We start from the raw sequence: 21,020 nt of genomic DNA, 5'->3' as shown, positions 1-21,020 counted from the left end.
TGTTTCTTTCACGATTGGAGAATGACTGTGGATCTGGTGCAACTGGAAATCTTCAAGGCCGTGGCCGAGCACGGCAGCATCAGCGCGGCAGCGGCGCAGATCCATCGCGTGCCGTCGAACCTGACGACCCGCATCAAACAATTGGAGGAAGACCTGGGCGTCGATCTGTTCATCCGCGAGAAAAGCCGCTTGCGGCTGTCGCCGGCCGGCTGGAGTTTTCTCGAGTACGCACGGCGGATTCTCGATCTGGTTCAGGAAGCCCGCGCCACGGTCGCCGGCGAAGAACCTCAGGGTGCATTCCCGCTGGGTTCGCTGGAAAGCACGGCAGCGGTACGCATTCCCGGTTTGCTGGCGACCTATAACCAGCAGCATCCGAAGGTCGATCTGGACCTGTCGACCGGACCCTCCGGGACGATGATCGACGGTGTGCTTTCGGGACGTCTGGCCGCTGCATTTGTCGATGGTCCGGTGTTGCACCCGGCGCTGGAAGGCATTCCGGCATTCGAAGAGGAAATGGTCATCATCTCGCCGCTCCATCATGGGCCGATCCAGCGTGCTGCGGACGTGAATGGCGAGAACATCTATGCATTCCGTTCGAACTGCTCCTATCGCCATCACTTCGAAAAGTGGTTTAGCACCGACGCTGCGGTGCCCGGCAAGATCTTCGAAATGGAGTCCTATCACGGCATGCTCGCCTGCGTCAGCGCGGGCGCCGGTCTGGCTTTGATGCCGCGCAGCATGCTGCAGAGCATGCCCGGCTGCGCGACGGTGAGTGTCTGGCCGCTGGCGGCGGATTTCCGCTATCTGACGACGTGGCTGGTATGGCGGCGGGGTACGGTTTCGCGCAGTCTGAGCATGTTTGTGCGCTTGCTCGAGGAGCGCGGTGTGGTGCGTGCAGAAGAGAATTGATGCTTTGTGTCATGGTTGTATCTTAGGCGTCCTGTACCGAAATATAAAAAACTATACAGCGCAAGCGATTAGCCAGAAGGAATCAGCGATGACCACAGCCCTGAGCGGTAAAAAAGCAGTAGGTGAGCGTTTTGTGCTGGAAACCATGCGCCACGCCCAGCAGTTGACCTGGAAGGCCGTGGACGAGATCGCCAAGGTGATCAAACCCGGCATGCGCGAATCCGAAGCCCATACGCGGGGCAAGGAAATCCTTGTCGAACTGGGCATGGACCGAATCTGGCACCCGCTGCTGATCCGTTTTGGCGCCAACACGCTGAAGACCTTCAAGGAGCGCTCCGAAGGCGATCCGATCCTGGGTGAAGAGGACATTTTCTTCATCGACATGGGCGTGGTCTGGGAAGGCCACGAAGGCGATGCCGGGGCGACGTTCGTCACCGGGTCCGATCCGCAAATGATTGCCTGCGCAGCCGCCTCCAAAGAACTCTTCGACAAGGTCGAGGCCTTCTGGCGTCAGGGCGTAACCGGTGTCGAACTGTATCGCTACGCCACCGATCAGGCCGAGGCCATGGGCTGGAAGCTGAATCTGGACATCAAAGGGCACCGGGTCAGCGATTTTCCTCACGCGATCTATCGCGGCGGCAATCTGGGTGACTTCGAACAGGCTCCGAATGCCGGTGTGTGGATTCTGGAAATCCAGATCGAACATCCTGAGCTTCCGTACGGCGCCTTCTATGAAGACCTGCTTATTTGATTGAACAAGTGTGCCCGATTCAGCGTCTTCATCGTGCCCTCGGTGGCGGGCACGTCAGTAGCGCCGCGAGGCGTTCAAAAAAATGACCGGAATCATGGCGTGCCGTTGCGTCCATGCAATCGGTAAGCGGGGCGCTGATTCAAGCGTTCGTAATAAGCGCTCACCGCCGGTAGATGCGGATGTTCCAGCGGCGTCTCGAACCAGCGATTGACCGACAGGCCGACAGGGATGTCAGCGAGGGAAAACTGCTCGCCGCTGACATAGGCACCGGTCTTTTGCAGCTGCCGGTCGAGGATCTCCATGTGCCTTGCCCATTCCCGGCAACCGGCCGCAAGAGCAAGGCTGTCCTGATGCACGGGTGACTTGCGCACCAGCGACATGAATGCGTACGACCAGGACTTGTTCAACTCCGAAGCCTGCCAGTCGATCCATTGATCCACCCGCGCGCGGGCGCGCGGCTCGCTCGGGTAAAGTGGTTCGCCGTCATAGCGCGACGCCAGATAGCGAATGATCGAGTTCGACTCCCACAGCGTGAAGTCATCGTCCTGGATCACCGGCACCATCGCGCAGGGATTGAGTGCGAGGAACTCCGGTGTCAACGTCGACTGAAAACCCGAGCCCCAATCTTCGCGTTCGAAGGGAAGGTTCAGTTCAGCACAGGTCCACAGCACTTTGCGCACATTGATCGATGAGGCTTTGCCCAGAATTCGCAGCATGGGATTTCCATCTCCGGTTGTCGTCGGGCGTAAAGAAATAGCACAACGCAAAGCAGAAGGCCCGCACAGGGCGGGCCTTGTTGGTGCATCGTGTCAATCTCAGAGACTGCCCGCCAGTTTTCCCGAGGTCAGCCGCCGGCGATAAGCACTGTCACGACTGGCCAGCCAGAAATACAGCGGCGACGTCACCAGCAATCCCACCAGCCAGGAAAGGTCCGCGCCGTTGATGTGCGCCGACACCGGCCCGACGTACAGCGGCGTGTTCATGAATGGAATCTGCACCGCGATACCGATCGCATAGGCCAGCAAGGCCTGCGGGTTGTAACGGCCGTAGATGCCGCCGTCGACCTGGAAGATCGAGCCGATGTCGTACTGGCCTTTGTGGATGGCGTAGAAGTCGATCAGGTTGATCGCGGTCCACGGCACCAACACCACCAGCAGCACCAGCACCATGTCGACGAAGTGGCCGATGAAGTCTGCCGAGGCGCCGACCGCAGCGAAGCAGCAGGCCAGCAGGACGATGATCGAAATCACCGCGCGGCTCTTGGCGGTCGGAATCCAGCGGTAGGCGAAGGTCTGCACCAGGGTGATCAGCGACAGCACCGCGCCGTACAGGTTGAGGGCGTTGTGGCTTATCACGCTGAGCAGGAACAGCACCAGCATCAACGGGCCGATGGCACCGGTGGCGAGTTTCACCGCGTCCATGGTGTCCATGCCCACTGGCGTTGCCAGCACCGCGACGGCGCCGAACACGAACGACAGGCTCGAACCCAGCGCCGATCCCAGGTAGGTCGTCCAGAAGGTCGCCGCCACCGGCACATTCGCCGGCAGGTAACGCGAGTAGTCCGACACGTAAGGCGCAAACGCGATCTGCCACAGCGCTGCCAGCGACACCGTCGCAAGCCAGCCCGAGATGTTGAAGCTGCCGCGAGTGAGGAAATCATCGGTCTGGATATGGGTGAGGATGTAGCCGAAACCGACCACGATGCCGATCCCCAACACCCAGGTGCCGATGCGGTTGAGCACATGGATGAAGCGGTAACCGATGATCCCGATGATCCCCGAGCCCAGAGCGCCAATCACAATGCCAACCGGCACCGGAACGCTGTCGACCACGCCATGCAGCGACTTGCCGGCGAGCACGATGTTGGAGGCGAAGAAGCCGATGTACATCACGCCGGCAATCAACACCACCAGCAGCGCGCCGAGGGAACCGAATTGTGCGCGACTCTGGATCATCTGCGGGATGCCCATCTGCGGGCCTTGCGCCGAGTGCAGCGCCATCAGCACACCGCCGACCAGATGGCCGACCAGAATGGCGACGATGCCCCACACCAGATTCAGGTGAAACAACTGCACGCCCAGGGCGCCGGTGACGATGGGCAACGGCGCGATATTGCCGCCGAACCAGAGGGTGAACAGATCCCGAACCTTTCCGTGGCGATCTTCGGGCGGCACGTAGCCGATCGTGTGTTTTTCAATGAGCGGTGCAGACGTTGATGCAGAGGTGGTCATGACGAACTCCAAGGCAAGGACGAGTACGTGGACGTACTTCAATGAGCGCCGGCACGGGACGGCGCATTTCTTGTTGGGGTTGATCATGGGCAAGGAACGGGGAGAGATAAATGAGTAGTTTTGTTGCTTCAGACGTTAAAAAAACGAGCTTCGTTTTTCTGTCGTAACCGCTCTGTTTCGGGGCTTTCGTGCATGCAAGCGCGAACGCAGCCGACCTCCCCAGGAGCAGCTGTCTGTCGGTTGCGGCGCATCGAAAATCTGTGCCAGTCGCTGGATTACTGTGGGAGCGGGCTTGCCCGCGAAGAGGCCAACAGCCTCAACATAAGCAGAGACTGATCTGACCCCATCATCGGAGCGCCGCCCGGACCAATTCCGCCCCCCCAGCATGGGGCAGGTGTCAAAGGCGAATCGAAGCCAGCATCCGTTGCAGCATCTCATCGCAGGCCTTGAGCTGATCGCGGCTGACGAACTCGTCCGGCTTGTGCCCCTGATCCATGCTGCCGGGGCCGCACACCACCGTGGGAATACCCACCGCATCGAACAATCCGCCTTCAGTCCCAAACGCAACAGTGCCGAAATCGTCCGAGCCACAGAACGTGGCGATCAGTTCCGCAGCCTGGCTTCGGGCGCCAGTCGCCAGCCCCGGATAGGCCGACAATTCGCTGAAGCGAATATCGCTCTGCTCGTTGACCGCCCGCATGCGCGGCAGCATTTGCTGTTCGGCGTAGGCCTGGAGTTGTTGTGCGACGAGTGCCGGATCCTGCGAGGGCAGGGCGCGGATTTCGAAGTCGAAACGGCAATCGGCGGGGACGATGTTCAACGCCTTTCCACCGCTGATCACGCCGGTTTGCACCGTGGAGTACGGCGGGTCGAAACGCGGATCGACGTGCTCATCCTTGAGTTGCCCACCGATGCGTCCCAGCTCGCCGATCAGCTCGGCGGCGCATTCGATGGCGTTGACCCCAAGTGGCGCGTAGGCCGAGTGACAGGCGTGACCCTGAACATCGCAACGCATCGCCAGTTTGCCCTTGTGCCCAAGCACCGGTTTGAGTTCGGTTGGCTCGCCGATGATGCACAACAGCGGTTTGACCGGACGTTGCTCCAGCACCTTGAGCAGCGAGCGCACACCGAGGCAGCCGACCTCTTCGTCATAGGACAACGCAATGTGCACCGGCATACGCAGCGGTGCTTCGAGCAACGACGGCACCAACGCGAGCACGCAGGCGATGTAGCCCTTCATGTCCGCCGTGCCGCGACCGTAAAGCTTGCCGTCGCGCTCACTGAGTTCGAACGGCGGCAGCGTCCACGGCTGGCCATCGACGGGCACCACATCGGTGTGCCCCGACAGCACGATGCCCGGTTGGTCGGCCGGGCCGATCGTGGCGAACAGATTGGCCTTGCTGCGCTCATCGTTGTAGATCAGCTCGCAAGGCACATCGAACCCTTCGAGGTAGTCGCGCACGAAGTCGATCAATTGCAGGTTGGACTCGCGGCTGGTGGTGTCGAATCCCACCAGCGTCTTGAGCAACGCGACGCTGTCGCTCATCGGTCGTCTCCGGCAACCCCGTAGCCCGGCGCCTTGGCCGGGTCGAGGGCGCGGTCGATGTAGTCCTGCAGCTGCGGGCGATAGGCGTCCCAGAGTTTTTGCAGTTGGCCGATCGGGTCTTCATCGGCCCAGTCCACCCGCAGGTTGACGATGGGCCAGGTCAGTTCGCCGACCACGACCACGGCTGCCGAATGCACCGGGCCCGCTTCACCGCCCAGGGCCTGGGCGGCGTGCAAGGCCTTGATCAGGCGGTCGGCCAATTGGCCTTCGCCATCCTCGAACGCGCTGACCATGGCTTCGATCACCGAGCGCCCGGCGAGCATGTTGCCCGCCGCCACGCATTGCTCGCCGGATACAGCGTTGTGCACGCCCAGGGTTTGCGCGCCGCTGAAATGCGCGGTCTGGCCGAGGTGATTGATCGCCGTGATCTGCCGGTACTGACTGTAGCCGTTGCGGGTCAGCACCTTGTCCAGCGCCGCCTCGGGCGCCAGGCCTTGCTCCATCAAAGCGAGCACTTCCGGGCCGAGGGAGGGCAGGGTGATGTTCTGGCTCGACACCGCGCCGACACCGGGCAGCAGCCACGGGCAGCGGGCGCCGACGGCGATGCTGGAGGAACTGATGGCGATCCCGAACTGACCGGTTTCGGGGCAGCGGGCGGCGATGGAAAATGTCATGTGTGGCCTCCTTTCGCTAAGGTCGAATTACTCGGGAATCACCGCAACCACATCAATCTCCATCAGCCACTGCGGCTGACCCAGGGCCGACACCACCAGCCCGGTGGAGATCGGGAATACGCCCTTCAGCCATTTACCGACTTCCTGATACACCGGCTCGCGGTAGCGCGGATCGATCAGGTACGTGGTGGTCTTGACGATGTGGCTCAGGTCGCTGCCGGCCTCTTCGAGCAATTGCTTGACGTTGCGCATGGCCTGTTCGGTCTGCGCGCGCGGGTCGCCGAGGCCGACCAGTTCGCCATCGAAATTGGTCCCGACCTGACCACGGACATACACGGTATTGCCGGCACGCACGGCCTGGCACAGGTCGTTGTCCAGGGTCTGGTTCGGGTAGGTGTCCTTGGTGTTGAACATGCGAATGCGGGTGTGGGTTGGCTGACTCATGTAAGGCTCCTGACGAAATCGAACCCGGCGCGACGGGCGCCGGTATTGAAGAGGGAAATCAAGCGTCGACGGTGTCGACAGCGTTGTTGTGCAGCGCGGCTTCGCGTTGTTCGGCATCGCGATAAGCCAGGTATTTGCGCTGGGTGGCGATGTGATCAGCCACGTGCCTGGCGTCGTGCCACACGCCCCAGATGAACGAGGATCCACGTCGCGACTGCCACGGCAGACCGAGGAAATACACACCCGCTTCGCTGGACACGCCGCGCTGGTGCTGCGGCTTGCCGTTGTCATCGAACGCGGCGACTTTCAGCCACGAATAGTCCACGGCAAACCCGGTGGCCCAGATGATCGAGGTGATACCGGCGGCGGCCAGATCGAGATTGGCCAGCGGGTTTTTTACGCATTCAGGATCCGGATACGTCTCGCGGGCTTCCGGTTCCAGCGGCAGATCCAGACCGTTGCGTTCGATGTAGGCGTCGGCAGCATCCAGCAGCGCGAGGTAGTTCTCGTCGCCACGCTTGAGGTTGTCGCGCAGGTCCTGTTTGAAGGTCACCACGCCATCGCTGAACGATTCGGTGACGCCGACCAGGGTCATGCCGCGATGGGCCAGACCCCGGAAGTCGATGGTGCGGCCACCGTGGGCGCCGCTCACGGCGATGGTCACGTGCTCGCGGCCGGGTTTCATCGCGGCCTGATCCCACTCGCCGAGCACGCCCAGCCACCAGCAGAAATCACGGTTGCGGTAAGCGCGAGGAGGGCGGTCATGGGCGCCGACCGAGAGGTAAACCTGCTTGCCCGAGCGCTGCAATTCATCGGCGATCTGCACGCCCGACGAACCGGCACCGACCACCAGCACTGCACCGGCCGGCAGCTGTTGCGGGTTGCGATAGTCGGCCGAGTGAATCTGCAGCAGACGCTCATCTTTTGGCGCAATGGCCGGGATCACCGGACGCTGGAACGGACCCGTCGCAGCAACGACCCGGGCCGCTTCAATCACGCCCTCGGAGGTCTCGACGGTAAAACCCGGGCGCCCGACATTGCGCACCACGCTTTTCACATCGACGCCGGTGCGGATCGGCGCATTGAATTTCTTCGCATAGGCCTCGAAGTAATCGGCGACGCGTTCCTTGTGGGCGAAACCGTCCGGATCGACATCATCGAATTCCATCCCCGGAAACCGGTCGTGCCACGCCGGACCGTTGGCTACCAGCGAGTCCCAGCGCCCGGTGCGCCAGCGTTCGGCAATGCGGCTGCGCTCCAGCACCAGGTGCGGCACCCCGAGTTTGCTCAGGTGTTCACTCATGGCCACACCCGCTTGACCGGCGCCGACAACAAGCGTGTCTGTTTTTATTATTTCAGTGGTCATCTCTGATCCCTTCTCACGAGGCCGTTGGATTCAGGTCGCTGTCGACCTGTTCTCTGTGCTTGGGATCAGACTAGGGAGGGGGTGGTTATCGGTAAAATATTATTAAGCTGGCATGTGAAGATAAAAACGTGATGCAGAGGCCTGAACGTCCCGAAAACACGGGGCCTCGCTATGGCGCCGGAAGACTGGACAACGAAAAAAGGGGCCGTCGACAGGTGTGTCGGCGGCCCCTTTTCAGATGGCGCTCGATTTACATCGGACTCAACGATTGAGGAACGCCAGCAGGTCTTCGTTCAATGCCTGCGCATGGGTCACGGCGAAGCCGTGCGGTGCGCCGGCATACACCTTGAGCTCGGCACCCTTGATTTGCTCGGCGGCGCGTTTGCCGGTGGTTTCGAACGGGACGATGACGTCGCCGTCACCATGGATGACCAGGGTGGGTACATCGATTTTCGCCATGTCCGGACGGAAGTCGGTTTCCGAGAATGCGGTGACGCAGTCCACGGTGCCTTTGAGCGAGGCCAGCAGGGCGATGTTCAGGGTTTGTGTCAGCACACCGTCCGAGACTTTCTGACCCTTGTCGAGGCCATAGAACGGCGTGTTGAAATCAGCGATGAACTGCGCGCGATCTTTTAAAAGACCCGCCTTGATCCCGTCGAACACCGACTTGTCGACGCCTTCGGCAAAGTCCGGCTTCTTACCAAACAACGGCGTCACCGCGCCCAGCAACACCAGGCCGGCGACGCGCTCGCTGCCGTGGCGTGCGATGTAGCGGCTGACATCGCCGCCGCCCATGGAGAAACCGACCAGAGTCACATCACGCAGATCCAGGTGCTCGATCAATTGCGCGATGTCGTCGGCGAAGGTGTCGTAGTCGTAGCCGGTCCACGGCTGCTCGGAGCGGCCGAAACCGCGACGGTCGAAGGCAATGGTGCGGTAGCCGCGGCTGCTCAGGTATTCCATCTGGTATTCCCACATGTCGGCGTCCAGTGGCCAACCGTGGCTGAACAGCACGGGCCGGCCGCTGCCCCAGTCCTTGAAATAGATTTCGGTGCCGTCTTGAGTCGTGAACGTGCTCATGGAAACTCCTTGGGTGTAGGCCTGCGTGGATGCCGTGATGGCAACGATCACTATCGCGGCAAAGCGCTTCAGCCACTTGTACGCAGGTGCTAAGTTCGTGGCGCACGGTGTTATCGCTTTTGCAACGTGAGTTGTAAGATGCAACCACAGCCCATCTGTCGTTTGCCGGAGATACCCGAAATGAAGCGCAAAAGCCTTGCAGGCAATGCCTGTCCGGTTGCCCGTACGCTGGACCTGATCGGCGACTGGTGGTCGTTGCTGATCATCCGCGATGCACTGGAAGGCATTTGTCGTTTCAGCGATTTCGAGAAGAGCCTGGAAATCGCCAAGAACATGTTGAGCGTGCGGCTCAAAGGACTGGTGGAACGCGACATCCTGCGCCTGGTGCCGGCGTCCGATGGCAGCGCCTACAAGGAATACGTGCTGACGGAAAAGGGCCGGGCGTTGCAAACCGTGATTGTTGCGCTGTCGCAGTGGGGCGGGGAACACCTGTTCGCGCCAGGCGAGTCGGGCTCGGTGATGGTCGATGCGCAGAAGGGGCAACCGATCCGCAAGCTTGAGTTGATGTCAGCCGATGGTCGAGTGCTTGCGCCGCAGGACGTGGCGACGAAATTGGGCGTTGAGCACTGATTTCGGCCGCTGGCCTGATTGACGGTGCGTATCTGCATCGCCAGGGTGCTGAATCGATGGATTGACGTCAAAATAGTGGCTATCTAATATCGCGCCGCTACTTTGATAACACTTTTGTACTGTTGCGCTGATTAGGGAAGATTCATACGTGAACAAACGTGCACTCGCCACTTTGACCTTGGCGTTCGCGCTTGCAGGCTGCCATTCCAACGTTCGGGACTCGTCTCCCAATCTGCTGAAAGACGGTGTCCAGTTGCATCAGAATACAGTGGCGGTCGATGCGCAGCACGCCAAGGTTGTGATGAAAGCGTCGGGCTCGACGATTCCGGTGGAGTTTTCGATCCGTCGTGCAGACGATCCCGACCGCCGCATGGAGGAGGTGGGAACCGTTGTGGATTCGGGGCGAGGCCAGGTGTTCGGCTGGATTGCCAAGCTCAACGAAGTGGGCAACAGCGCAGTGGCCAAACGCTTCCCGCAACTGGAAACCCAGGCCGATGCGGATAAGACGCTTGAAGTATCGGGCTATGCAAATGGCCCTCGCACCGGCGTTCTCCATACCTGCGGGCCAGTGAGCAATTCGTTTACGCCAGAGCGCGGCAAAACCTATCTGGTGGAGTTTCAATTCATTGGCGACAACTGCGTGCAACATGTCTTCGACATTACCCGTCCCGAAAAGCGTATTCCTGTGAAGAGCTGACCTGCGGAATCGGAACCTGGATACGAAACGCAAACGCCCCGAACATCTCGGGGCGTTTTCATATGCCAGGCGCAGGTTTATCTGAACGCCGGCACCACATGCTTGATAAACAGTTCCAGCGACTTCTTCTTCTGCGCATGCGGCAAGCTGTTGTCACACCAGAAGCTGAACTCATCCACCCCCAGTTCCTGGTAGTACTTGATGCGCGGAATGATCTCTTCCGGCGTGCCGATCATGGCGGTCTTGTGCAGGCTCTCCAGCTCAAATTCCGGACGCCCGGCAAATTTCTCTTCCGGGCTCGGGGCGAGGAAGCCGTTGACCGGCACTTCCTTGTTGCCGAACCACGCATCGAACGTGCGGTAGAAACGTGAGATGGCTTTGGCGCCCACCTTCCAGCCTTCCGGGTCATCCACTGAATGCACGTGGGTGTGGCGCAGCACCATCAATTGCGGACGCGGCACATCGGGGTTGTTGTCCAGCGCCGTCTGGAACTTGTTTTTCAAGTCGAGGACTTCTTCGTCACCCTTCATCAACGGCGTGACCATCACATTGCAGCCGTTGGCCACGGCGAAGTTGTGCGAGTCCGGGTCGCGGGCGGCAATCCACATCGGCGGGTTGGGCTTCTGGATCGGTTTCGGCACGCTGGTGGAGGTGGGGAATTTCCAGATCTCGCCGTTGTGGGCGTAGTCGCCTTGCCACAGGGCGCGGACCACCGGGACCATTTCCCGCAGCGCCTGGCCGCCGGATGAGGCAGGCATGCCGCCAGCCATGCGGTCGAATTCCACCTGATAGGCGCCACGGGCCAGGCCGACTTCCATCCGGCCGTTGCTGATCACGTCGAGCAAGGCGCATTCGCCGGCCACCCGCAGCGGGTGCCAGAACGGCGCGATGATGGTGCCGGCGCCCAGGTGAATGGTGGTGGTCTTGGCGGCGAGGTAGGCCAGCAACGGCATCGGGCTCGGCGAGATGGTGTATTCCATGGCGTGGTGTTCGCCGATCCACACAGTGCTGAAACCGCCGGCCTCGGCCATCAACGTCAGTTCGGTCAGGTCTTCGAACAGTTGACGGTGGCTGACGTTTTCGTCCCAGCGTTCCATGTGTACGAACAGGGAAAATTTCATGACGCTACCTCGAATCTCTTGTGGTCGGCCGGTCGCATGCAGGCCTGTTTAAGTGCAATCGTGGGGATCAGGCGAAGGCGGGCAGGGCGCCCATCTTGCCGTGGCAATACACCAGCGGGCCGGCGTCCTGTTGAGGGACGATGAGGTTTTTCACCGCGCCGACCATGATCGCGTGGTCGCCACCTTCGTATTCGCGCCACAGCTCACATTCGATGATAGCTGTCGCGTTGGCCAGGATTGGATTGCCCAGTTCGCTCAGCGTCCACTCGATGCCCTGCGCCTTGTCCTTGCCTTTGCGGGCGAACGCATAGGCTTCGCTCTGCTGGCCGCCGGACAGTACGTGAATGGCAAAACGTCGGTTCTTGATCAGGACGGGATAGGAATCGGAGCTGTAATTGGGGCAGAACAGCACCAGGGCCGGATCCATCGACAGCGAACTGAAGGCGCTGGCGGTGAGGCCGACGATCTGGCCGTCGTCATCAAGTGTAGTGATGACGGTGACGCCGGACGGGAACGAGCCCATGACTTGTTTGTAGACGGCAGCATCGATCATTGGTCAATCCTCGAGTGCGGTGAAGCGTGTTTTTATTCGTTTGTGGGTCTGATGGTATACCGTAATACATCGATTGCAAGCGCTTTTTTGGTGAAACGATAAACGTGGTTCACCCGTCGGAAACTCAATATTTACGGGCCTTTCGTCTAGCCGTAAAGCCTGGCTATCAGGGAGGATGCCGGATCAGATGCCGTCGTAAACAGCGGATCAGTCTTGTGAAAATGTTGGAATACCATAATATGGTGTTCGTCTGGGGGGCAGCCACGAAGCACCCCCGGTTTGGCTTCATACAACGATAAGAACAGACCCAATCGAGTTCATTTTTATGTCCCAGATGTCCCGGCAAGATCCGTTGATCGAGAATCACACGGTCGACTACGTCCCACTCGCGGAACGCCACGGGAAGGCCCGCGACCTTTTCACCCTTTGGTTCAGCACCAACATTGCGCCACTGCCCATCGTCACCGGCGCCATGGTGGTCCAGGTGTTTCATCTCGACCTGTTCTGGGGGCTGCTGGCGATTGCGCTGGGGCACATGATCGGCGGTGTGGTGATTGCTTTGGCGTCGGCACAGGGACCGCGCATGGGCATTCCGCAGATGGTCCAGAGTCGTGGCCAGTTCGGGCGCTACGGTGCGCTGTTGATCGTGTTCTTCGCGGCGATCATCTATATCGGTTTTTTCATTTCCAACATCGTGCTGGCCGGCAAATCCATCGTCGGCATTGCGCCGTCGGTGCCGGCGCCGCTGAGCATTCTGATCGGCGCCCTCAGCGCCACGGCCATCGGCGTGATCGGCTACAACTTCATCCACACGCTGAACCGCATCGGTACCTGGGTGATGGGTAGCGCGTTGCTGGCCGGGTTCATCTACATCTTTGCCCATGACTTGCCGGCCGACTTCTTCACTCGTGGCAGCTTCAATCTGTCGGGTTGGCTGGCGACGGTGTCGCTGGGGATCATCTGGCAGATCAGCTTCTCGCCGTACGTGTCCGACTATTCGCGCTACCTGCCGGCGGACATCGGTATCAGCAAGCCGTTTATCGCGACTTATCTGGGCGCAACGCTGGGCACGATTCTGTCGTTCACCTTCGGTGCGGTGGCGGTGCTGGCGACCCCCGAAGGCACCGAAGCGATGGCGGCGGTCAAGCAGTCCACCGGTTGGCTGGGGCCGATTCTGATGGTGTTGTTCCTGCTCAACATCATCAGCCACAACGCGCTGAATCTGTATGGCGCGGTGTTGTCGATCATCACCTCGATCCAGACCTTCGCCAGCCGTTGGACGCCGAGCATCAAGGTGCGGGTGGTGCTGTCGAGTGTGGTGTTGGCGGGTTGCTGCGTGGTGGCGCTGGGCGCGTCGGCGGACTTCATTTCCGAGTTCATCGGATTGATTCTGGCGTTGCTGCTGGTCCTGGTGCCGTGGGCGTCGATCAACCTGATCGACTTCTACCTGATCAAACGCGGCCGCTACGACATCGCCTCGATCTTCCGTGCCGATGGCGGGATCTACGGGCGTTTCAATCTGCACGCGATCATTGCCTATTTCATCGGCATCATCGTGCAGCTGCCGTTCGCCAATACCTCGTTGTACGTCGGCCCTTACGCCAACCTGGTGGAAGGCGCGGACCTGTCATGGCTGGTCGGCCTGCTCGTGACCTGCCCGTTGTATTACTGCCTGGCGACTCGCGGGCACACTCAGAAGAGCACGGCGACGCGGCTGGGCTATACCGACTGATCGCTCGCAGGCTGTTCAACAACGCCCGGCACTTTGCCGGGCGTTGTCGTTTGAGCATTCGGGCGGTCACGCAAATTGGCCAGATCGATCCCCTTTTGGCCAACCGGCTACTGTGCTGCGGCTACGCTGTCGGCAAGAATCGAAGCCACAACTAAATGCTGCACCTTCCTTGCCCTTGGCTGACCTGACAGCCGCTGCCGTGTACAGAACATAAAAACCATCGACTCACGCCGCATTCGGGGAAACACAACATGGTCACGATGAAACGCATTCTGGGCGCTACTGTTTGCGGTTTGACGCTGCTGGCCGGCGCCGCACACGCCGAGCAGCGCGAACTGCGGGTATACAACTGGGCGGACTACATCCTGCCGTCGGTGCCCAAGGACTTCGCCGCCAAAAGCAACATCAAAGTGACCTGGGACACCTTCGACACCAACGAATCCCTCGAAGCCAAACTGCTGACCGGCAACTCCGGCTACGACCTGGTGGTGCCGTCGAACCAGTTCCTCGATACCCAGATCAAGGCCGGTGTATTCCAGAAACTCGACAAGTCCAGGCTACCGAACTGGAGTCACCAGGACCCGGCGCTGCTCAAGTTGCTCGACGCCAATGATCCCGGCAATCAGTACGGCGTGCCCTACATGGTCGGCACGGTGCTGATCGGTTTCAACCCGGCCAAAGTCAAGGCTGCGCTCGGCGAGAATGCGCCGGTGGACAGCTGGGATCTGGTGTTCAAACCCGAAAACATGGAAAAACTGAAATCCTGCGGCGTGGCGATGCTCGATTCACCATCGGAAATCCTGCCGCTGGCCTTGCATTATCTCGGTCTGGACCCGAACAGCCAGAACCCGGCCGACTATGAGAAAGCCAAGGACCTGATGCTCAAGGTTCGTCCCTATGTCACCTACTTCAACTCGGCCAAGTACATGACCGACATCGCCAACGGCGACATCTGTGTGGCCATCGGTTATTCCGGCAGCTTCTACCAGTTCGGCAACCGCGCCAAAGAGGCGAAGAACGGCGTGGTGGTCGACTGGCGCCTGCCGAAGGAAGGCGCGCCGATCTGGTTCGATACCTTCGCCATTCCGAAGAGCGCCAAAAACGTCGAGGAGGCCCACGAGTTCCTCAACACGCTGCTGGATCCGAAAGTGATTGCGTCGATCAGCGACTTCCTCGGCTACCCGAATGCCAACAAGGATTCGCTGCCGCTGATCAACAAGGAAATCACCGGCAACCCGAACCTGACACCGACCAGCGAAGCGTTGAAGACACTGTACGTGGTGCAACCGTTGCCGCAGAAACTGGAGCGGGTGCGGACCCGGGTGTGGACCAGCATCAAGTCGGATAAATAAGCTCAAGGTCGCGGGAGCGAATCACATTCGCTCCCGCGGCCGTTATTTCGCCTGACTTTCTTCAGGCGACTTGTCCTTCGTCAGGATCAGACTCAGCAACACCGATGTCAGAATTACCCCGCCGACAATCGCCAGTGACCATTCCACCGGCGTGTGAAACCACGGCATCACCGTCATTTTGCCGCCGATGAACACCAGTACCAGCGCCAGTCCGTACTTGAGCAGATGAAAGCGGTCGGCCATGTCCGCCAGCAAAAAGTACAGCGCCCGCAGACCCATGATCGCGAAGATGTTCGAGGTGAAAATGATGAACGGATCGGTGGTCACCGCGAAAATCGCCGGGATGCTGTCGACCGCAAACATCAAGTCGCTGGCCTCGATCAGCACCAATACCAGAAACATCGGCGTAGCCCAGCGCACACCGTTTTGCCGCACAAAAAAGCGCTCGCCATGGAAGCTATGGGTGATGCGTAAGTGTCCACGAGCCCAACGCACAATCGGATTTTTTTCCAGATCCGGCTTCTGATCGGCGAACATCAACATCTTGATCCCGGTAATGATCAGGAACACACCGAACACATATAGCAGCCACGTGAACTGCGACACCAGCCAAACACCGGCGAAGATCATCGCCGCGCGCATCACGATCGCTCCCAATACGCCGTACAGCAGCACCCGGCGCTGCAACTCCGGCGGCACGGCGAAGTAGCTGAAGATCATCACGAAAATGAACATGTTGTCGATCGACAGCGACTGCTCGATCAGGTAACCGGTGAGGAATTCCAGGGTCTTGACCTTGGCGATTTCGGGCCCGAATTCGCCGTTGAGGTACCACCAGAGCAACCCGGCGAAGGCCATCGCCAGCATGCACCAGGCGATCACCCAGGCTGAGGCTTCACGTACCGAAACCCGATGTGCCTTGCGCCCACCGAAGACGAACAGGTCAACGGCCAGCATGGCGAGGACAAAAACGATGAAGGCGACCCACATCCAGGGTTCGCCGATGTTGATGGGGTGCATGCCGTTCTCCCTGTCTTTATGTTTTTCGGGGTAGACGGGGCCATGCTAGTGGGAGCCTTCCGGCAAAGAAAAATCGTTTATTTCGTGGGTATTGTTCGTGAATAACGAAGTGTCGGACGACTCGGGCAGAGCGAGGGTAATACTTCATTCAACACTTCTTTGCTAACCTCGCTGTCGAGTCAGTCCACCACTCCGGGAGCTACGATCATCGACACGCCAGATCCTCAAGCCGTCTGCAGCCCGATCACCAGTGCTGCCATATTCATCGTGGCGACCCTCAACGCCGAGACTGAGGCCACCGAAAAAGTCCGTGGCTGGTGCGCCGATGTCGCCGGCCTGACGCGCTCGGTCGGCAAGCGTGTCCCTTCTGGAAACTTGTCCTGCGTTTGCGGGTTTTCTTCCAGCGCGTGGGATCGTCTGTTCGGCAGTCCACGCCCCGCGTCATTGCATGACTTTCGCGAGTTTGGCGTAGAAGGGCGGCGCGCCGTTTCCACACCGGGCGATCTGTTGCTGCACATTCGCGCCGATCAGATGGACCTGTGTTTCGAACTGGCGACGCAGCTGATGTCGGCGCTCGACGGCGCCGTTACTGTGACTGATGAAGTGCAGGGTTTCCGCTATTTCGACATGCGCAGCATCATCGGTTTTGTCGATGGCACGGAAAATCCGGTCGGCCGCAAAGCCGAGCATTTCACCCTCGTGGGCGATGAAGATCAGCCGTTCAGTGGCGGCAGTTACGTGCTGGTGCAGAAGTATCTGCACAACATGAAGGCGTGGAACGAATTGTCAGTCGAGGCCCAGGAGCGGGTAATCGGGCGCACCAAACTGTCCGATATCGAGCTGGATGACTCGGTCAAGCCGAGCAATTCCCACAGCGCCTTGACGACCATCACCAAGGACGGCGAAGAGGTGAAAATCCTGCGCGACAACATGCCGTTCGGTCGACCCGGCGCTGGGGAGTTCGGCACTTACTTCATTGGCTACGCGCGTTCGCCGGAGCCGCTGGAGCAGATGCTGGAAAACATGTTCGTCGGCAAGCCGCCGGGCAACTATGACCGGCTGCTGGACTTCAGCACGGCGGTCACCGGCAGTCTGTTCTTTGTGCCTTCGGCGGATTTACTGGAAGCGTTGGCAGAAAGATAAAGAAAAAGGCGGGATCGAAAGATCCCGCCTTTTTCTTATTTGCCGGTTGCCAGCGCTGGCGTGCGCGGCGGCACCAGACGTCTCGAACCGGTCGCCTCGAACGCCGCCGCCAGTCGCAACAGTGTCGAGTCGTCATAGGCACGTCCGGCAAACGTCAGCCCGACCGGCATGCCGATGTCGGCCATCACGCCCATCGGCACGGTGACGGTCGGGACGCCGAGGTGGCGGATCGCGAGGTTGCCGTTGGCGACCCAGATGCCGTTGCTCCAGGCGATGTCGGCCGAGGCCGGGTTGACGTCGGCGTCGGCCGGGCCCACGTCGGCGTTGGTCGGGAACAGCACGGCGTCGAGGCCGAGGCGATCCATCCAGTCTTCGAGGTCGAGCTTGCGGGTCTTCTCCAGGCCGCGCAGGCCGTCCGGCAGCGTCGGGATCTGATCCCACGGCGTGATGCCGCGCTCGGCCATGCGCACGTATTCGTCCATGCCGGCGGCGAGGTCGCCTTCACGGTTGGGCAGGGTGCCCGGGTCATGCGGAAAGATTTTCGGCCCGTCGACGTCCGCCAGACGGTTGAGTTTCGGGTCGCCGTTGGCGCGCAGGAAATCATCGAAGGCCCAGGCCGACAGATCCCACAGTTCGTGGTGCATGAACTCTTTGGAGACGATGCCGCGATTGAACACGGTCGGCGCGCCCGGGCGATCGCCTTCGCAGTTGGAGACCAGCGGGAAATCCACTTCGATGACTTCGGCACCGGCCGCTTCGAGGGCCTGGCGGGCCTGTTTCCACAAATCGATCACCGAGGCGCGGGTGTTGATGCGTTGCCCGGTCGGGCCGCCGATACCCGGTTTTTCACTGGTGCCGGCCTCGGGGTCGGCGTTGATGTACATGCGCGGCACGCCCAGGCGTTTGCCGGCCAGTGCATCACTCTTCACCGCCAGATCGAGGTAAGAAGCGGGGCGCACCGAGGCCACGCTCGGGATCGGCACCCAGGGTTGCAGGCGCCACAGGTCGCCACGGGTGTCGGTGTCTTCGGCGACCACCACGTCGAGCACTTCCAGCAGGTCGGCCATGGTGCGGGCGTAGGGCACCACCACGTCCATGGTCGGTGTCAGCGGCCAGTTGCCACGTACCGAGATCACCCCGCGCGAAGGCGTGTAGGCGCACAGGCCGTTGTTCGAGGCAGGGCCGCGACCGCTCGACCAGGTCTCTTCCGCCAGACCGAATGCCGAGAAGCTTGCAGCAGTGGCGGTGCCGGCACCGTTGGACGAGCCGGAAGCAAACGGCGCAGTCAGATAAGCGGCGTTGTACGGGCTTTCGGCCCGACCGTAGACGCCGCGTTGCATCCCGCCATTGGCCATCGGTGGCATATTGGTCTTGCCGAGGCAGATCGCGCCGCCCGCACGCAGACGCTCGATGGTGAACGCGTCGCGTTGGGCCACCAGATCGGCGAACGCCGGACTGCCGGACGCAGCGGTCAGGCCTTTGACCAGATAGCTGTCCTTGGCGGTATAGGGGATGCCGTCCAGCGGACCGAGGGTTTCGCCCTTGGCGCGACGGGCATCGGAGGCCTGGGCTTCCTTCAGGGCATCGGGGTTGCGCACGATCACCGCGTTCAGGGCGGTGGCGGTGTCCGGGCCGTCATAGGCATCGATACGCGCCAGATAGGCCTGAACCAGTTCAACTGCCGTGGTCTGGCCGGATTCGAGCGCTGCGCGCAGTTGGGCAATGGAGACTTCAGTGACTTCGATCATGCTGTTACCGCCGACAGGTTCGCTAAAGGGTGGTTGATCATTGTTATCGTCGAAACGTGTCAATCATTCTTGATGGACGAAACTCTACCCTGAAGTTTGTCCATTGGCATGTCCTAATTCGATAAATATCGACAAAAATCAGCGAAAAAATTCTCCGGGCGTCTCTCCAAACTGCTGGCGAAAGGCTGCAATGAACGCCGATGTCGAATCATAACCGCAGGCCAGAGCCACTTCGGTGACGCGTTCACCACGCTCCAGCGGCGTCAGCGCACCCAGCAAACGCAAGCGCTGGCGCCAGGCGCGGAAGGTCAGGCCGGTATCGCGCAGGAACAGCCGGCTCAGGGTTTTCTCGGTCACGCCAAACTTTTCGCTCCAGTGACTGAGTGTGGTCTGCTGTTCCGGATGCTGCTCCAGACTCTGATAGATCTGGCGCAAACGGATGTCCTGAGGCAGTGGCAGCATCAGGTCGATCTGCGGGGCTTCGGCCAATTGGTCGAGGATGACCTGCGCCAGCCGACCGTGAGGGCCGCGCTGGTCATACTCGACAGGAATCTGACTGAAGGCCCGGATCAACTCACGCAAAAGATCACTGACACCGAGTACATGACAGCGCTCCAGCGCCCAGCCCGCGACGCTGCAATCGATGTACAGGCTGCGCATTTCCGTGTGCGGCGAACTGAATACCCGATGGGGCACGCCCGCCGGAATCCACACGGCCCGCTCCGGCGGCGCAACGAAGCGGCCGGCGGCGGTCTGCACTTCGAGTACGCCCTGGATCGCGTAGGACAATTGCACCCACGGATGACTGTGGCGGCGGGTCAGGGCGCGATTGGGCAGCGATTCGGTGCGCCCGTACAACGGACGCGGCAGGCTCGGCAGCCCGGGAATGCTGCGTCTGACACTTTTGTCATGTCCTTTTGGCGGCATCTTGAGGCTCTTCGGCGTTAGTCGGTAATTTCCAGCCACGTTAGAGTCGCTTCCACGTACTGGCAACCCCCGGATGAGCAAACCATGACGCGCCCAAGATTCCTGCCCGACAACTTCACCCTGACCCTGATCGGCGTGGTGCTGCTGGCCAGCTTCCTGCCCGCCAGCGGCCAGGTCGCGGCCGGCTTCGGCTGGCTGACCAACATTGCGATTGCGCTGCTGTTTTTTCTGCACGGCGCCAAGCTGTCGCGCGAATCGATCATCGCCGGCGCCGGTCACTGGCGCCTGCATCTGCTGGTGTTCAGCCTGACCTTTGTCCTGTTCCCGTTATTGGGGCTGGCGCTCAAACCGCTGCTGTCGCCGATGATCGGTGACAACCTGTACATGGGCATGCTTTACCTTTGCGCGCTGCCGGCGACGGTGCAGTCGGCGATTGCCTTCACTTCGCTGGCCCGGGGCAACATTCCGGCGGCGATTTGCAGCGCGGCGGCGTCCAGCCTGTTCGGGATCTTTCTGACGCCATTGCTGGTGACGCTGTTGCTGAACGTGCACGGCGACGGCGGTTCGACCGTCGACGCGATCCTGAAGATCAGCGTGCAACTGCTGCTGCCGTTCATTGCCGGGCAGATCGCCCGCCGCTGGATCGGCGCCTGGGTCGGCCGTAACAAGAACTGGCTGAAATTCGTCGATCAGGGTTCGATTCTGCTGGTGGTCTACGGCGCGTTCAGTGAGGCCGTCAACGAGGGCATCTGGCATCAGATTCCGGTCATCGACCTGTTGGGGCTGGTGGTGGCCTGCTGCATCCTACTGGCGCTGGTGCTGCTGGCGTCGACGCTGCTGGGCAAGGCGTTCGGTTTCAGTCAGGAAGACCGAATCACTATTTTGTTCTGCGGCTCGAAGAAAAGCCTGGCCACCGGTGTGCCGATGGCTCAGGTGTTGTTCGCCGGCAGCACCATCGGGGTGCTGATTCTGCCCCTGATGTTGTTTCACCAGATTCAGCTGATGGTCTGCGCGGTGCTGGCGCAGCGGTATGCGAAACGGCAGGAATCAGTGCCCGAATTGATGGCGCAGGTGGATCCTTGATCACGCCTTCCAA

Annotated in this window: 20 protein-coding genes; 8 read left to right on the top strand and 12 right to left on the bottom strand. The window is 60.6% G+C overall.

What is annotated here, in order from left to right; genetic code table 11:
• Positions 1 to 27 precede the first annotated feature (27 nt).
• Both ptrR and C6Y56_RS16135 read left to right on the top strand, forming a co-directional pair.
• Positions 28 to 909, top strand: a complete 882-nt coding sequence (ptrR, locus tag C6Y56_RS16140) for a putrescine utilization regulator PtrR (protein ID WP_039767672.1) — start codon at positions 28 to 30, stop codon at positions 907 to 909.
• A gap of 88 nt (positions 910 to 997) precedes the next feature.
• The gene (locus C6Y56_RS16135) at positions 998 to 1,660 is read left to right on the top strand and encodes a M24 family metallopeptidase (protein ID WP_169430727.1); all 663 of its coding nucleotides are present in this window, start codon (positions 998 to 1,000) and stop codon (positions 1,658 to 1,660) included.
• Between the two features lie 92 nt (positions 1,661 to 1,752).
• Here C6Y56_RS16135 and C6Y56_RS16130 read toward each other — a convergent pair whose 3' ends face one another.
• From C6Y56_RS16130 to C6Y56_RS16100, 7 genes are all read right to left on the bottom strand, one after another.
• The gene (locus C6Y56_RS16130; protein ID WP_169430726.1) at positions 1,753 to 2,376 is read right to left on the bottom strand and encodes a glutathione S-transferase family protein; all 624 of its coding nucleotides are present in this window, start codon (positions 2,374 to 2,376) and stop codon (positions 1,753 to 1,755) included.
• A 99-nt stretch (positions 2,377 to 2,475) separates the two neighbouring features.
• The gene (locus C6Y56_RS16125; RefSeq protein ID WP_169430725.1) at positions 2,476 to 3,891 is read right to left on the bottom strand and encodes a purine-cytosine permease family protein; all 1,416 of its coding nucleotides are present in this window, start codon (positions 3,889 to 3,891) and stop codon (positions 2,476 to 2,478) included.
• Between the two features lie 397 nt (positions 3,892 to 4,288).
• Positions 4,289 to 5,437: an acetylornithine deacetylase gene (gene argE, locus C6Y56_RS16120; protein WP_169430724.1), complete on the bottom strand. Its 1,149-nt coding sequence runs from the start codon at positions 5,435 to 5,437 to the stop codon at positions 4,289 to 4,291.
• The gene (locus tag C6Y56_RS16115) at positions 5,434 to 6,111 is read right to left on the bottom strand and encodes a DUF1028 domain-containing protein (RefSeq protein ID WP_169430723.1); all 678 of its coding nucleotides are present in this window, start codon (positions 6,109 to 6,111) and stop codon (positions 5,434 to 5,436) included. The genes argE and C6Y56_RS16115 overlap by 4 nt, the downstream gene beginning before the upstream one ends.
• A 27-nt stretch (positions 6,112 to 6,138) precedes the next feature.
• Positions 6,139 to 6,555 carry a RidA family protein gene (locus C6Y56_RS16110; protein WP_007950460.1) on the bottom strand — a complete coding sequence of 139 codons (417 nt, stop codon included), beginning with the start codon at positions 6,553 to 6,555 and terminating at the stop codon, positions 6,139 to 6,141.
• Between the two features lie 58 nt (positions 6,556 to 6,613).
• Positions 6,614 to 7,921, bottom strand: coding sequence for a flavin-containing monooxygenase (locus C6Y56_RS16105; RefSeq protein ID WP_169430722.1), 1,308 nt, complete (start codon positions 7,919 to 7,921; stop codon positions 6,614 to 6,616).
• A gap of 261 nt (positions 7,922 to 8,182) precedes the next feature.
• Positions 8,183 to 9,001, bottom strand: coding sequence for an alpha/beta fold hydrolase (locus tag C6Y56_RS16100; RefSeq protein ID WP_169430721.1), 819 nt, complete (start codon positions 8,999 to 9,001; stop codon positions 8,183 to 8,185).
• A gap of 180 nt (positions 9,002 to 9,181) precedes the next feature.
• Between C6Y56_RS16100 and C6Y56_RS16095 the strand changes: the two genes are divergently transcribed.
• Positions 9,182 to 9,631, top strand: a complete 450-nt coding sequence (locus tag C6Y56_RS16095) for a winged helix-turn-helix transcriptional regulator (protein ID WP_169430720.1) — start codon at positions 9,182 to 9,184, stop codon at positions 9,629 to 9,631.
• 148 nt (positions 9,632 to 9,779) lie between these two features.
• Entirely contained in the window at positions 9,780 to 10,328 is a 549-nt protein-coding gene (locus tag C6Y56_RS16090; protein ID WP_169430719.1) for a hypothetical protein, read from the top strand.
• 77 nt (positions 10,329 to 10,405) lie between these two features.
• Here the strand turns inward: C6Y56_RS16090 and C6Y56_RS16085 are convergent, their stop codons facing one another.
• On the bottom strand, positions 10,406 to 11,449 hold the full coding sequence (locus C6Y56_RS16085) for an LLM class flavin-dependent oxidoreductase (RefSeq protein ID WP_169430718.1): 1,044 nt from the start codon (positions 11,447 to 11,449) through the stop codon (positions 10,406 to 10,408).
• A gap of 67 nt (positions 11,450 to 11,516) precedes the next feature.
• On the bottom strand, positions 11,517 to 12,002 hold the full coding sequence (locus C6Y56_RS16080) for a flavin reductase family protein (protein ID WP_169430717.1): 486 nt from the start codon (positions 12,000 to 12,002) through the stop codon (positions 11,517 to 11,519).
• Between the two features lie 325 nt (positions 12,003 to 12,327).
• Here C6Y56_RS16080 and C6Y56_RS16075 point away from each other — a divergent pair, with 325 nt between their 5' ends.
• Together C6Y56_RS16075 and C6Y56_RS16070 are read left to right on the top strand one after the other, a co-directional pair.
• Positions 12,328 to 13,734, top strand: a complete 1,407-nt coding sequence (locus tag C6Y56_RS16075; RefSeq protein ID WP_169430716.1) for a purine-cytosine permease family protein — start codon at positions 12,328 to 12,330, stop codon at positions 13,732 to 13,734.
• A 251-nt stretch (positions 13,735 to 13,985) separates the two neighbouring features.
• The gene (locus tag C6Y56_RS16070) at positions 13,986 to 15,086 is read left to right on the top strand and encodes a polyamine ABC transporter substrate-binding protein (protein ID WP_169430715.1); all 1,101 of its coding nucleotides are present in this window, start codon (positions 13,986 to 13,988) and stop codon (positions 15,084 to 15,086) included.
• Positions 15,087 to 15,128: 42 nt separating this feature from the next.
• Here the strand turns inward: C6Y56_RS16070 and C6Y56_RS16065 are convergent, their stop codons facing one another.
• The gene (locus tag C6Y56_RS16065; RefSeq protein WP_169430714.1) at positions 15,129 to 16,106 is read right to left on the bottom strand and encodes a TerC family protein; all 978 of its coding nucleotides are present in this window, start codon (positions 16,104 to 16,106) and stop codon (positions 15,129 to 15,131) included.
• 159 nt (positions 16,107 to 16,265) lie between these two features.
• Between C6Y56_RS16065 and C6Y56_RS16060 the strand changes: the two genes are divergently transcribed.
• Positions 16,266 to 17,249, top strand: coding sequence for a Dyp-type peroxidase (locus C6Y56_RS16060; protein ID WP_432760309.1), 984 nt, complete (start codon positions 16,266 to 16,268; stop codon positions 17,247 to 17,249).
• A 35-nt stretch (positions 17,250 to 17,284) separates the two neighbouring features.
• Here C6Y56_RS16060 and C6Y56_RS16055 read toward each other — a convergent pair whose 3' ends face one another.
• Together C6Y56_RS16055 and C6Y56_RS16050 are read right to left on the bottom strand one after the other, a co-directional pair.
• Positions 17,285 to 18,997 (bottom strand): amidase, encoded by a 1,713-nt coding sequence (locus C6Y56_RS16055; protein ID WP_169430713.1) that lies wholly within the window; start codon positions 18,995 to 18,997, stop codon positions 17,285 to 17,287.
• A gap of 138 nt (positions 18,998 to 19,135) precedes the next feature.
• Positions 19,136 to 19,924 carry an AraC family transcriptional regulator gene (locus tag C6Y56_RS16050; RefSeq protein WP_169430712.1) on the bottom strand — a complete coding sequence of 263 codons (789 nt, stop codon included), beginning with the start codon at positions 19,922 to 19,924 and terminating at the stop codon, positions 19,136 to 19,138.
• An 84-nt stretch (positions 19,925 to 20,008) separates the two neighbouring features.
• On the opposite strand from C6Y56_RS16050, the gene C6Y56_RS16045 reads away from it, so the two are divergent.
• On the top strand, positions 20,009 to 21,007 hold the full coding sequence (locus tag C6Y56_RS16045; RefSeq protein ID WP_169430711.1) for a bile acid:sodium symporter family protein: 999 nt from the start codon (positions 20,009 to 20,011) through the stop codon (positions 21,005 to 21,007).
• Positions 21,008 to 21,020: the final 13 nt, after the last annotated feature.

Source organism: Pseudomonas fluorescens (assembly GCF_012974785.1).
Taxonomy (GTDB): Bacteria; Pseudomonadota; Gammaproteobacteria; order Pseudomonadales; family Pseudomonadaceae; genus Aquipseudomonas; species Aquipseudomonas fluorescens_BT.
Note: the sequence above shows the minus strand (reverse complement) of the source record. Positions and strands in the feature narration are given on the sequence as shown.

Excerpts from the sequence above, each read along its gene's own strand:
- C6Y56_RS16095 (WP_169430720.1), top strand. The coding sequence starts at position 9,182 with ATGAAGCGCAAAAGCCTTGCAGGCAATGCCTGTCCGGTTGCCCGTACG.
- C6Y56_RS16100 (WP_169430721.1), bottom strand. The coding sequence starts at position 9,001 with ATGAGCACGTTCACGACTCAAGACGGCACCGAAATCTATTTCAAGGAC.
- C6Y56_RS16070 (WP_169430715.1), top strand. The coding sequence starts at position 13,986 with ATGGTCACGATGAAACGCATTCTGGGCGCTACTGTTTGCGGTTTGACG.
- C6Y56_RS16075 (WP_169430716.1), top strand. The coding sequence starts at position 12,328 with ATGTCCCAGATGTCCCGGCAAGATCCGTTGATCGAGAATCACACGGTC.
- C6Y56_RS16065 (WP_169430714.1), bottom strand. The coding sequence starts at position 16,106 with ATGCACCCCATCAACATCGGCGAACCCTGGATGTGGGTCGCCTTCATC.
- C6Y56_RS16055 (WP_169430713.1), bottom strand. The coding sequence starts at position 18,997 with ATGATCGAAGTCACTGAAGTCTCCATTGCCCAACTGCGCGCAGCGCTC.
- C6Y56_RS16085 (WP_169430718.1), bottom strand. The coding sequence starts at position 11,449 with ATGAAATTTTCCCTGTTCGTACACATGGAACGCTGGGACGAAAACGTC.
- C6Y56_RS16110 (WP_007950460.1), bottom strand. The coding sequence starts at position 6,555 with ATGAGTCAGCCAACCCACACCCGCATTCGCATGTTCAACACCAAGGAC.
- argE (WP_169430724.1), bottom strand. The coding sequence starts at position 5,437 with ATGAGCGACAGCGTCGCGTTGCTCAAGACGCTGGTGGGATTCGACACC.
- C6Y56_RS16105 (WP_169430722.1), bottom strand. The coding sequence starts at position 7,921 with ATGACCACTGAAATAATAAAAACAGACACGCTTGTTGTCGGCGCCGGT.
- C6Y56_RS16050 (WP_169430712.1), bottom strand. The coding sequence starts at position 19,924 with ATGCCGCCAAAAGGACATGACAAAAGTGTCAGACGCAGCATTCCCGGG.
- C6Y56_RS16080 (WP_169430717.1), bottom strand. The coding sequence starts at position 12,002 with ATGATCGATGCTGCCGTCTACAAACAAGTCATGGGCTCGTTCCCGTCC.
- C6Y56_RS16115 (WP_169430723.1), bottom strand. The coding sequence starts at position 6,111 with ATGACATTTTCCATCGCCGCCCGCTGCCCCGAAACCGGTCAGTTCGGG.
- C6Y56_RS16125 (WP_169430725.1), bottom strand. The coding sequence starts at position 3,891 with ATGACCACCTCTGCATCAACGTCTGCACCGCTCATTGAAAAACACACG.
- C6Y56_RS16135 (WP_169430727.1), top strand. The coding sequence starts at position 998 with ATGACCACAGCCCTGAGCGGTAAAAAAGCAGTAGGTGAGCGTTTTGTG.
- C6Y56_RS16045 (WP_169430711.1), top strand. The coding sequence starts at position 20,009 with ATGACGCGCCCAAGATTCCTGCCCGACAACTTCACCCTGACCCTGATC.
- C6Y56_RS16130 (WP_169430726.1), bottom strand. The coding sequence starts at position 2,376 with ATGCTGCGAATTCTGGGCAAAGCCTCATCGATCAATGTGCGCAAAGTG.